Genomic DNA, 12,312 nt, shown 5'->3' with positions numbered 1-12,312 from the left:
TTTTATTTCTTTTTCAGAACAGCATCAATAATTACGATCTGTTCCTCTGCAAGTTCATAAAACATAACCTTGGGGATGGATATATTGTAATCACTAAGCAGCACTTTAAAATCAGCGGAAAGGCTCAATTCCTGTTCATTTAACTTTTTTAATTTTCCGGGTACTTCAATTTCCCTTTCAACCCCATGAATTTTGAATTTACCTTTCGCCCTAACGGATTTTTCCTGACCTATTTCTAATGTTGGTATATCCTGGATCTTTCCAGAAAATTCAGCAAAAGGGAACTTTTTGGTTTCCAAATAATTTTCCCTCATATGCCTATCTCTTAATCCAATACCTGTTTTTATTGTGTTCAAGTCCAGGTAAAAATCCAAAAGATTCTTATCCAAATCAACAACACCTTGAAGGAGATTAGATTTGCCTTCAAATTCACTTAAAGAAGCTTTCGAAATAAATGTCACCTTACCATTGTCTGTGACGAATTGTTGGGCATCAAGAGGTTGCCTTATCAAAGCAAGGAAAAAAAGAAGGCAAAAAATAACCTGGGCTTTCATCCAAAATCAACAATAAGAGTTCTACCATCAATTGTAGTCGGATAGCTGACCAAAGGTCTTATTGCAGGACCATTTACCACCGAACCATCCGTATTAAATCTTGAACCATGACATGTACAGGTGAAGACATTATTAGAGAAAGTCCAATTTCTGTCGCAATTATTATGTGTACATACCGAAGTTAGAGCATTGAATCGGTTATTACCAATATTGACAATTAGTACTTTTGCGGCAGGGACTAGGGCCCAACCACCAGTATTATTCAATGCTGTTGCCTCATCAAGATTAACCAAGACCTGATTTCCCTGAACACTTATACCTGTGCTTGGGGCCTGAGGCAAGCCAGGTCTTTGGTCCTCATCAGAACAGGATGTAAAGAAACCAATTCCAAAGAATGATACGACTGCTAAGGCACCTGATTTTTTTAAAAAAACCCTCCTATCAGAAGATAGCGTGCCCATGATAACCTTTTCCGATGTTTCCATAATGTAAAGTTTTATAGCACAAACATTTGTTTTGCAACACATGCTATAAACTTCAACGAACAAAAAATTGTTTTAATTCGGAAATCAGTTGTAAAAATTTAAAAACAAACCGTAAAAATGCTGAAATCAAAAATATTTCTTTGTCAAAACCTCACTTAAAATAACTGCATCTTTTACAGATCGGGGATCTTTAAGCAATTGACGGTACCTATTTTCCTTTTTGACTTTTTCCAGAGTTTCAGATTTCAAAGAAGATTTTATGCCCTCTAAGGATGCCTCAAGGGATATTTGCTCGTTCAGGGTTCTCAGTTTTGGCATTTCCCTCTCAGATATTTCCCCCTGAAACTGTTCATAAGCTTTGGGCTGCTTGATTTTTTGTGGACAATTGCCTAACGGTTTTTCAGCTGAAGTCATCTGAGCAACAGGTTTTTCCTCAGCTGCCTTTCCCTGACCAGTTTGCTGAAGGTCTCTTTCCAATTGCTGTTGACCTGACCTAATTTCTTTCAGTAAGTCTTCAAAAGAAACAGGTCTCCTTTGTTCCTGTTGCTCATTTGGTACAGCAGGTTTTTCAATTTCACCTTCCGGCTTTCCTTTTTTCAAAGCTGTGTAAATGAAATAAATGATGATTGCGACTAAATAGATAATATTTCCTGCGTCCACTTTGTATTTATTTTAATTGCAAGATAACTAAAAAAGCCATCTCCTACCAATCCTTGGTAAATTTCTGAAATAGGTTAATTTTGTTCGTTATTCAATTTCAAAGGTTGTAGGATGCTGCTTAGTAAGCTTGAGATAAAAGGGTTTAAGAGTTTTGGGGACAGAATGGTTATCCATTTTGATAAAGGAATCACTGGCGTGGTTGGGCCCAATGGATGTGGCAAATCCAACGTTGTGGATGCTATCCGATGGGTTTTGGGAGAACAGAAATCCCGCATGTTACGATCCGATAAAATGGAAAATGTCATTTTCAACGGCACCAAAAACCGTAAGCCTACCAATATGGCAGAAGTGTCTTTGACCTTTGAGAATACCAAAAACCTCTTGCCCACAGAATATACCCATGTTACCATTACCCGCCGCTACTATAGAAGCGGGGAAAGTGAATATCTTTTAAATGGCGTTGTATGCCGTCTAAAGGACATCACAAATCTTTTCATGGATACGGGAATTAATTCGAATAGTTACGCCATTATCGAGCTGAAAATGATCGATGAGCTGCTTAATGATAAAAACAATTCCCGCAGAGAATTATTTGAAGAGGCGGCAGGGATTTCCAAATTTAAAACACGCAAGAGAGAAACGCTTCGAAAACTGGAGGACACAGATGCAGATCTGGACCGCGTAGAAGATGTACTTTTTGAAATTGATAAAAACCTAAAAAGTCTTGAAAAACAGGCCAAACAGACCGCTAAGTATTTTGAAATTAAAAAAGAATACAAAGAGGCCAGTATTAATTTGGCAAAGCGCTCGGTTGGCAAGCATTCAGACAACCTAATAGGACTCAATCAAAAAATCCAGGAAGAGCAAGATAGAAAATTGGGCATTAACACTAAAATTGCCCAGAAAGAAGCACAACTCGAGGAAAATAAAACTGAACTGATCAATAAGGAAAAGTTATTGGCTTCCAGGCAAAAAACCCTCAATGAACATGTGAATAAAATCCGTCAGTTTGAAAGTGATAAAAAAATCAAAAATGAAAGACTGAGGTTTTTGGAGGATAGGTCACAAAAGCTCAGGGAACAGATAGATGCAGATAGAAAATCCAATGACAGAGCCGGATTCAGCATTAGGTCATTAGAACAGGAAAAAGAATCTGCGAGCAAAATTCTGAATGAAAAGGAAATCATTGTAGAGGAACTGAGGATTGCTTACGAAGCTCAAAAAGCCGAGCAGGTCCATATTCAGGAAAGTCAAAAAACGCTTTCAAGGGATTATACTATCAAAAAAGACCGCTTATACCAACTTACCAAAGAACTTGAAATCAAACAAATACAGCTCTCAACCTTAAAACAGGAGTTGGAAAAAACTGCTTCAGATGATAGCAGTCAGGAATCCAATTTGGCTGAATTTGAAGATAAAATGTTCCTACTTAAAGAGGAATTAGATGCAAAGAATGCAGAATTGGGTGTGTTAAAAGCCAAAGAAGAAGATCAGCTCAATAAAATCGAGGATGCAAATCGAATCATTGAAATGATCAGGGAAGAAGTAACCCAAAACTCCCGAAAGCTGGATGCCAAGCAGAATGAGTTCAACCTCACCAAATCCCTGGTAGAAAACCTCGAAGGCTTTCCTGAAGCCATCAAATTCCTCAAAAAGAGTCCCAATTGGGCTAAAGATACTCCTTTGCTTTCGGACATTTTGACCACAGAGGAGAAGTACAGGGTAACAATTGAGAATTATCTGGAAAACTACATGAACTATTATGTAGTGGATACAGAAGCACAGGCCATCGCTGCTGTCAACCTTTTGAGTGATGCAGCCCGTGGAAAAGCCAATTTCTTTGTATTGGAACACTTTAAAAGCTTTCAGCCTTCACAGACCAAATTATTTCCCAATGCAATCCCTGCTACTGAAATCATCGAATATGATGAAAAATACGCCAGACTTATAGGTTTCATATTGGATGATGTTTATATCATTCGAGGAGAGTATCAGGATTTTCCTAAAGACCAAAATGCCATCTTTATAACAGAAAGCGGCAAGTTTACCAAAAGGAAATTCAGTATTTCAGGTGGTTCGGTGGGACTATTTGAAGGAAAAAGGATTGGTAGAGCGAAAAATCTAGAAAAGCTGGAAAAAGAAATCAAAGAACTGAACAAGAAAGTTTCCTCTACACGTGCCAATCTGGATAACAAATTGAGTGATCTGCTTAAATTGAAAGAGGTTTCATTTAAAGCATCCATTGAAAAATTACAACAGGAAATCTCAGAAATCAATCAGGAATACGTCTCTGTAAGGACTAAAAAAGAACAGCTGAGTGAATTGCTATCTTCCAATGCAAACAAACGCGAGGATATTTTGGATAGGATTGAGACCCTTCAGTTCAGTTTGGAAACTATTACTCCAGAATTGGAAGAGGTAAAAGTTGTATTTGAACAGCTGGAAAGGGAATTGGAAGAGGTCAATATCAGGCTCCAATCCGAAAGCGATATGCTTAGCCAAAAATCAGCGGCATTCAACCAGGAAAATATCCTTTACCATCAGCAATTGAACAGGGTCCACTCCTTGGACCAAGAAATTGAGTTCAAGCAAACAGCTTTTGAAAGCAGTAAGGAAAGGATTGAAAAATCCCAACAAGAACTCAGTGGAATCGACCAGGAAATAAAGACCCTCTTGGAAAATAATGAAATCAAGGATGATGAGCTTATTGAGCTCTATGCTGAGAAAGAATTGATTGAAAGGGGTGTGAATGAGGCCGAAAAAGAATACTATGCCTGCAGGGGTGAAATTGATGATAATGACAAGCAGATCCGTGAACTCCAAAAATCCAAGGAGGCCTTGGATAGTTTGATCCAGGAGATGCAACAGTCCATGAATGAGGTAAAATTGAAATTAGCCAGTCTTAAGGAAAGACTTAGCGTTGAATTTGAAATTGACCTTGATCAGCTAATGGAAGAAAACCCTGATCTGGACCAAGCTTATCTAGAGTTAAGTGAGTCCGAAATCAGGGAGATTGTATCCAAAGCAAAGGAAAGACTGGAAAAAATAGGACCTATCAATCCTATGGCGATGGAAGCTTATGATGAAATCAAGCAAAGACATTCCTTTATCCAAGATCAAAAAGAAGACCTTATCAAAGCCAAAAATTCATTGTTGGAAACTATCGAAGAAATTGATCAGGTTGCCAAAGAAACTTTTTTGGATGCTTTTGACAAGATAAAGGAAAACTTTGTCAAAGTATTCCGCTCCCTGTTTACCGCTGAAGATGATTGTGACCTCAAGTTGGTGGATCCGGAGAACCCATTGGAAAGCCCAATTGAAATTATGGCAAAACCAAAGGGCAAAAGGCCGTTGACCATTAACCAATTATCTGGTGGTGAAAAAACTTTAACAGCAACCTCCCTACTCTTTTCCATTTACCTTTTGAAACCAGCTCCATTCTGTATTTTCGATGAAGTTGATGCACCATTGGACGATGCCAATATTGATAAGTTCAACAATATCATCCAGACTTTTTCAAAAGAATCCCAATTTATCATTGTAACCCACAACAAGCGTACAATGGCCAGCACAGATATCATTTATGGGATTACTATGATTGAAGCCGGTATATCAAGAGTAGTTCCGGTAGATTTGAGAGAGTTAGCCTAAATAATTCATACGATGACTTTAAGTCATCGTATGAATTGTTGAAAATTTAAAACAAACCTAACTGTTCGTCTTCGTCTTTCTGGATTTTAAAAGATACAGTAGAGCCAATTTCTATATCCTGATCAGAGTCATTTTCTTCAGGTTCAGATTGCTGTTCTACTTTAGGTTTGCTATCTAATAAGCTTACTTCCAGTACTTGGTGCGATGTTAGTTTATTTCCAATAGCTTTCCACCCTTTGATATCAATAAGCATGTCTAAGTCAAACTCCAGTTCTTCCTGTTCTTTTCCTTTGGCTACTTTGACTTTGATCTGAGGTTGTTTTTCTGTGGATACGACCAGTAGTTTGGATTGCTTATGATCAGAAATCACATTGAATTTCTTATTGATGGTGGTAGTCTCAATGAGGAATCTTTTGACAAAATAGTTCTTACTGGCACCATCAAAATAAACCAAAGAAATTACTTTCTCTGGGTTAAATTTTTCAATCAAAAGCACATCGTTTGCTTCATAGCGATTGGTCAGTTCAAAGGATGTCAACTCATAATCCCCATTTTTGTAAAAGACAATTATTCGGTCTTCACCCAAGAAATTGCCAATCCATGTTCCTCTTTGGTCTGTATTTAACCTCCCAATTGAAGCATCATAGAATACATCCAAGCCACCTAATGTTGATACACCTTCCATCTTGAGCTGGATTTTTCTTACTGGGTATTTGGTAAGAATATTACCTCCTGCAGATCTTCCCTTGATTTCAATTGTACTAAAATCAAAATCAAATACTTTAATTCTGGCTTTAGCACCCTGGGTAAGATAGACAGTTACTATCTCTGCTTCTCCATTGGGATTAGCAGTCAAATACATCACTTTTGAGCCTTTGGTGCCTTTGGTAAGGTCATATTCCCTATCCCTTGTTACTCCAAGAACCTGGAATCTTTTCACCATAGCTCTGCCCGATGTACCATCTAAGTATATCAGGTTGTAAACCATTCGTTCATCACCCTTACGGAATACTCCGACATGAATGATGTCTTTGCCAACGAAGCCTTTTTCCTGAATTTTGGTGACCACGCACTTTCCATCTCTTCGAAAAACTATAATGTCATCCAGGTCTGAGCAATCACAGACAAACTCATCTTTTTTGAGACCATATCCTACGAAACCATCTGATCTGTTAACGTATAGTTTGGCATTATTGGCAGCAACTACCGTTGCTTCAATGGTATCAAAAGTCCTGATTTCTGTCTTTCTTTCCCTTCCTTTGCCATATTTGGCCAATAGATTTTCGTAGTACTTGACAGCGAAATCAGTCAAGTGCTTCAGGTTATGATTGACTTCTTTGAGTTCTTCCTGAAGTTTACGCATCAATTCATCCGCTTTGAAAGAATCAAATTTGGAAATTCTTTTAATTTTTATTTCAGTCAAACGAATGATATCATCTGTGGTAATTTCCCTGTAAAAATCAGGTTTGAAAGGGTCTAAACCTCTATCGATGGTCTCAATAACCGCGTCCCAAGTCTCACATTCCTCAATATCACGGTAAATTCTGTTCTCAATAAAAATCTTTTCAAGCGAAGAGAATAGCAACTTTTCCATCAACTCCCCTTTTCTGATTTCCAATTCCCTTTTCAGTAAAGTTTTTGTCTGTTGGGTATTGTATTCCAGAATTTCATTAACTGAGAGGAAAACTGGCTTTTCGTTGATAATCACACAGGCATTGGGAGATATACTGACTTCACAATCTGTAAATGCATACAAAGCATCTATGGTCATGTCAGGAGATTGTCCTGGTGCCAGCTGGATCTGGATTTCAACATCCTTTGCTGTGTTATCTATCACTTTTTTGATCTTGATTTTCCCTTTATCATTGGCTTTGATAATGGAATCGATCAAGGAGTTGGTGGTTGTGCCAAATGGTATATCCTTAATTATTAGAGTTTTATTATCCTCCTCTTCAATTCTTGCTCTAACTTTAATTCTACCCCCTCTCAAACCTTCATTGTACTCGGAGAAATCAGCAAGTCCTCCTGTTGGGAAATCAGGAAGGATATTGGTTTTCTCTCCTTTAAGGATTGCAATGGATCCATCAATCAGCTCAATGAAGTTATGGGGAAGGATTTTGGTAGATAGCCCTACAGCTATACCTTCAACACCTTGGGCCAAAAGTAAGGGGAATTTGACCGGAAGTGTCACCGGTTCCCGTTTTCTGCCATCATAGGACAACTGCCAGTCAGTTGTCTGAGGGTTAAAGACTACCTCTAAGGCGAATTTTGATAGTCTGGCTTCAATATATCTCGCAGCCGCAGCTGAATCTCCAGTACGGATATCTCCCCAGTTGCCTTGTGTTTCGATCAAAAGATCTTTTTGCCCAAGATTAACTATGGCATCACCTATGGAAGCATCCCCATGAGGGTGGTACTGCATGGACTGCCCGATGATATTGGCCACTTTGTTGAACCTACCATCATCCATCTCCTTCATAGCATGAAGGATCCTTCTTTGCACCGGTTTCAATCCATCCTCAATGGCGGGTACAGCCCTTTCCAAAATCACATATGAAGCATAATCCAAGAACCAGTCTTTATACATCCCTGTTACCGGGATGGAATCATGCAAACTCTCGTCTTTGTCCTCAGCGTTTGTTGTATCTTTATCACTCATGCAATGTGCTATACTTATAGAGAGAATAATTAATTCTATTTCCCTCTGCTTAAAATGATCTATTCAAATTGATTATTAGGCCTGGAAACTTGGTAATACCAATCTAGCCCTACTTCCTTTTGGGTTATGCTGCTTCACTTTCTTCGGTTTCTCCTCCTTCCTTCTTAGCAGGATCATCAAAAACAATATCCTTTTCAATTTTCAAATTGTCAATGATAAAGTTCTGACGGTCAGGGGTATTTTTCCCCATATAGAAATTAAGCAAATCAGCAATTTTAGTTTCTTTACTCAAAATAATGGGATCCAATCGGATATCTTCTCCAATGAATTTTCCAAATTCTTCCGGAGAAATTTCACCCAAACCTTTGAATCGGGTTATTTCTGCGGTTTTGCCCAGTTTATGTATGGCTCTTTGTCTCTCTTCATCGGTATAGCAATAAATGGTTTCCTTTTTATTCCTGACCCTAAACAATGGTGTATCCAGTATAAATAGATGCCCATTTTTAACCAAATCAGGAAAGAATTGAAGGAAGTAAGTCATAATCAAGAGTCTGATGTGCATACCGTCCACATCAGCATCAGTAGCAATGACTATTTTTCTGTACCTCAAACCTTCTATCCCATCTTCAATATTCAGGGCATGTTGGAGGAGGTTAAACTCTTCATTTTCATATACCACTTTTTTGGTCATGCCGAAGCAGTTAAGCGGTTTTCCTCTAAGGGAAAATACCGCTTGGGTCTGCACATCCCTGGATTTGGTAATGGAACCAGATGCAGAATCACCCTCGGTAATAAAAAGCATGGTCCTGTTTTTCATTTCATCATCCCCTTTGGGATCATCATAATGCACCCGGCAGTCCCTGAGCTTTTTATTGTGAAGATTGGCTTTTTTCGCTCTTTCATTTGCCAGCTTTTTGATGCCGGAAATTTCTTTCCTTTCCCTTTCAGATTGAAGGATACGCTTTAGCAGCGCATCTGCTACTGCTGGATTTTTATGTAGGTAATTGTCAAGCTCTGTTTTTACAAAATCATTAACAAAAGTCCTCAATGTGGGACCATCAGGACCGACATTCTGGGAACCCAATTTGGTTTTGGTCTGGGATTCAAAGACTGGCTCCTGGACCCTAACTGCAATTGCTCCAACAATCGAAGACCTGATGTCCGAAGCATCATAGTCTTTTTTATAAAACTCCCTTATCGTTTTTACGATAGCTTCCCTAAAGGCTGCCAAATGGGTACCTCCTTGGGTTGTAAACTGACCATTGACGAAGGAATAATATTCCTCTCCATACTGGTTGGAATGGGTAAGCGCTATTTCAATTTCATGACCTTTTAGATGGATAATGGGATAACGGATACTGTCCTCATCCACCTTTCTAATCAAAAGGTCATAAAGCCCTTTTTCCGAAAAGTACTTTTTACCGTTGAAATTAATGGTAAGTCCGGCATTCAAAAAAGCATAATTCCAAATTTGGTTTTCAAGATATTCAGGAATGAAATGGTAATTCTTGAAAATTGAAGCGTCAGGAGAAAATGTCACCTTTGTACCATTTCTTTCTGATGATTTTTCGAGTTTCCTGTCCTCAATCAAGACTCCCCTTTCAAATTCTGCCACTTTGGTTTCACCATCTCGGAATGATTGCACTTTGAAATACTCAGATAAAGCATTGACAGCTTTGGTACCCACCCCGTTAAGTCCCACAGATTTTTGGAAAGCTCCGGAATCATATTTTCCTCCAGTATTGATCTTTGAAACACAATCAATCACTTTTCCCAAGGGAATTCCCCTACCATAATCTCTGACTTCAACTCTATGCTCAGAAATTTTGATGTCTATCGTACGGCCATGTCCCATCATATGCTCGTCGATACTATTATCTACCACCTCTTTTACAAGTACATAAATACCATCATCCTGAGCGCTTCCATCCCCCAATTTACCAATATACATACCTGGCCTCAACCGAATATGCTCCCTCCAATCCAATGATTTAATGCTGTCCTCGGTATATTGTACGTTTTCTGCCATTTATTAATAGAATATTTTTACAAACTGATTTTCAAATAATTATTAGCCTTGATTTTGAATCGACTTGAATTTTTTTATTATAATCCAAAACAGTCCAACAATCCAAACTACAAAAAATATTGGTACCAGATAAAAGAAAAAGGCAAAATCACCCGAAGCAATTTCATTCTGATTGTTGATGCTGTGAATAAACAAGCCCAGAATGGATAAAGAGACATTTATTACCCCCACAAAACTGTAAATCCAAGTCAAAATGTAATCTCTAAATTGATCTCCCATAGGAAACAGCCTTTTGAGATTTGGTGTGCTTTGATTTTCAATCATTTTTCCTGGGGTGATCAGAATAAGGTTCATGATCAAAAAGAATATTATTCCAGAATAGAAAAAAGTACTCTTACTTATAAATTTTTCACTCAATCCCTCCTCATTCAATTCATAGGTAACCAAATCTGGTAAAGCTGAATAAATATACAAAAATGAAACAAGGAAGAACAGGACTGAAAGGAAATGGAATGCTTTTCCGAAACGATAATACATAGTCTTATTGCTAATTTTACGGCCGCTAATATAAATATTAAAAGGCATACACAATTGAAACTGTTTGGTCCAATTTGAGTTTTAATCAGGTAGCTTAGTCAAAGACGGCCCAAAACCATTGAATGTTAGGATGATTTGTAAATTGTTTTTTTTCAAACGGTGGATGAGATGCTGTTTTTGGCAGATCCAAAACTGTTCTTGGCATGAGTGAATCAATAAAAAAACTATTTGTAAGGAAGTGTTTCATCAATCCAAAAGACAGTCTTTACTTTGTACTTTAAATTATACCCCAATCTTGATAAAGTAAAAAATGCCTATTAGAAAACATTACCTGATATACAGTTTACTATTTATATTCTTCTTCCAATGTTCCCAAAAAATGGAGATTGATGGTATTGATACGGATTTGTGGAAAAATGACAGGAATGGCTGCAAGGGTTTAAGACTAAATGAAATTGAGCAATTCAGGGAGGTGAAAAATGATTTTCTGGGAAAAAATAACCAAGTGCTTATCAAAACTTTTGGAAGGCCTGACAAGGTAGAATTGGCAGACAGAAGTCAGACATTCTTTATCTATTTCATAGAGCCGGGTCCTGAATGCAATTCCGGAACAATAAACAAAGAACCACTAAAGTTAATTTTCAGGTTAAATGCAATCAGTAAGGTAAGCGAAGTCACGGTCACTACGCTTGACCCCTGAGAATCATTATTTAGATCCTCTTTCAATAATTTAGGGTTCCCTGAAATTTAAATTTGAAATGGGTGAAAAAAAATTGCCACCTCTTCAAAGTGGCAATTTTGACTTTATTCTTTTGAAAAACAAAGGGCAGCAGCTCCAAGAGTTCCTGCATTATTTTCAAGGGAAGCTTTCATGAGTTGTAGGTCCTTGACATAATAAGGAGACAGATACTGCCTAACTGTTTTGTCCAGGGCAGGCATCATAAACTCCAAACCTGCAGAGATACCCCCACCAAAATAGACGTTGGTTACATCCAACACACGGATTGTGGAAACAATGGCTTCACCCAATATTCTTCCCACCTCTTCAAAAACCATAAGTGAGATTTCATTCCCTGCCCTAGCTGTATCTACCAACAAATGGGTTCCGAGCTCTTTGTTTTCCAAATCCGCAACCAATCTGGGATAAGCTTTTATAAATCTTTCCAAAATCCTTAAAATGCCATTTCTTCCAATCAACTTTTCCAGCTCTTCATTTCCTCTTGAAAGCATATGCCCCATTTCCATGGCGTTTCCTCTGGAACCTTTGAAAATTTCACCATCCAAAACAAGCGCACTACCTATACCTGTACCCATGGTGATAAAAAGGAAATTTTCAGGAGGATTGTTTTTTCCATACCGGTACTCTCCTAAAGCAGCGGCAGCAGCATCATTTTCTAAATAAAAGGAAATGTGATTATAGGCTTTTTTAAGCTCTCCTTTAAGGTTAAAGCCGTTTAGAGCTGGTATAGCTGGTATTTCCAAAGTAGTGTATCGATCCTTTGAAATCAAACCTGGCAGCCCTATACCTACTTTTTGTACTTCGGGATATTTACCAAGTATTTTTCCAATACATTCAATAAACAATGGATTAAATCCTCTGGGATCATCTCTATAAGGAGCTGTATCTATTTTTTCAAAAGAAATTATTTCTCCCTTTTTGTTTACTAACCCAATTTTTAAATGGGTTCCTCCTACATCCACACCCAAAAAATGTTGATCTTCTTTATTCATGGTTTT

At 37.9% G+C, this 12,312-nt stretch carries 9 protein-coding genes; 2 read left to right on the top strand and 7 right to left on the bottom strand.

Going from position 1 to position 12,312, the window contains the following annotated elements:
- Nucleotides 1-2: 2 nt before the first annotated feature.
- From CLV48_RS01790 to CLV48_RS01780, 3 genes are all read right to left on the bottom strand, one after another.
- Complete coding sequence (locus CLV48_RS01790; protein WP_106565518.1) at nt 3-554, bottom strand: YceI family protein; 552 nt, start codon at nt 552-554, stop codon at nt 3-5.
- Nucleotides 551-1,039 carry a QcrA and Rieske domain-containing protein gene (locus tag CLV48_RS01785; RefSeq protein ID WP_106565517.1) on the bottom strand — a complete coding sequence of 163 codons (489 nt, stop codon included), beginning with the start codon at nt 1,037-1,039 and terminating at the stop codon, nt 551-553. Before CLV48_RS01785 ends, CLV48_RS01790 begins: the two co-directional genes overlap by 4 nt.
- Nucleotides 1,040-1,165: 126 nt before the next feature.
- Complete coding sequence (locus CLV48_RS01780; protein WP_106565516.1) at nt 1,166-1,699, bottom strand: hypothetical protein; 534 nt, start codon at nt 1,697-1,699, stop codon at nt 1,166-1,168.
- A gap of 111 nt (nt 1,700-1,810) precedes the next feature.
- Here CLV48_RS01780 and smc point away from each other — a divergent pair, with 111 nt between their 5' ends.
- The gene (gene smc / locus CLV48_RS01775) at nt 1,811-5,350 is read left to right on the top strand and encodes a chromosome segregation protein SMC (protein WP_106565515.1); all 3,540 of its coding nucleotides are present in this window, start codon (nt 1,811-1,813) and stop codon (nt 5,348-5,350) included.
- A 46-nt stretch (nt 5,351-5,396) separates the two neighbouring features.
- On the opposite strand, the gene CLV48_RS01770 is transcribed toward smc, so the two are convergent.
- The 3 genes from CLV48_RS01770 to CLV48_RS01760 all read right to left on the bottom strand — a co-directional run bounded on the left by CLV48_RS01770 (nt 5,397) and on the right by CLV48_RS01760 (nt 10,575).
- Nucleotides 5,397-8,009 carry a DNA gyrase/topoisomerase IV subunit A gene (locus tag CLV48_RS01770; RefSeq protein ID WP_106565514.1) on the bottom strand — a complete coding sequence of 871 codons (2,613 nt, stop codon included), beginning with the start codon at nt 8,007-8,009 and terminating at the stop codon, nt 5,397-5,399.
- Nucleotides 8,010-8,133: 124 nt separating this feature from the next.
- Nucleotides 8,134-10,038 (bottom strand): DNA topoisomerase IV subunit B, encoded by a 1,905-nt coding sequence (locus CLV48_RS01765; RefSeq protein ID WP_106565513.1) that lies wholly within the window; start codon nt 10,036-10,038, stop codon nt 8,134-8,136.
- Between the two features lie 42 nt (nt 10,039-10,080).
- Nucleotides 10,081-10,575 carry a DNA topoisomerase IV gene (locus tag CLV48_RS01760; RefSeq protein ID WP_106565512.1) on the bottom strand — a complete coding sequence of 165 codons (495 nt, stop codon included), beginning with the start codon at nt 10,573-10,575 and terminating at the stop codon, nt 10,081-10,083.
- 310 nt (nt 10,576-10,885) lie between these two features.
- Between CLV48_RS01760 and CLV48_RS01755 the strand changes: the two genes are divergently transcribed.
- Nucleotides 10,886-11,275: a hypothetical protein gene (locus CLV48_RS01755; RefSeq protein WP_170068974.1), complete on the top strand. Its 390-nt coding sequence runs from the start codon at nt 10,886-10,888 to the stop codon at nt 11,273-11,275.
- 104 nt (nt 11,276-11,379) lie between these two features.
- On the opposite strand, the gene CLV48_RS01750 is transcribed toward CLV48_RS01755, so the two are convergent.
- Nucleotides 11,380-12,306, bottom strand: a complete 927-nt coding sequence (locus CLV48_RS01750) for an ROK family protein (RefSeq protein ID WP_106565510.1) — start codon at nt 12,304-12,306, stop codon at nt 11,380-11,382.
- Nucleotides 12,307-12,312 lie beyond the last annotated feature (6 nt).

This window comes from Cecembia rubra (assembly GCF_003014575.1).
Lineage (GTDB): Bacteria > Bacteroidota > Bacteroidia > Cytophagales > Cyclobacteriaceae > Cecembia_A > Cecembia_A rubra.
Note: the sequence above shows the minus strand (reverse complement) of the source record. Positions and strands in the feature narration are given on the sequence as shown.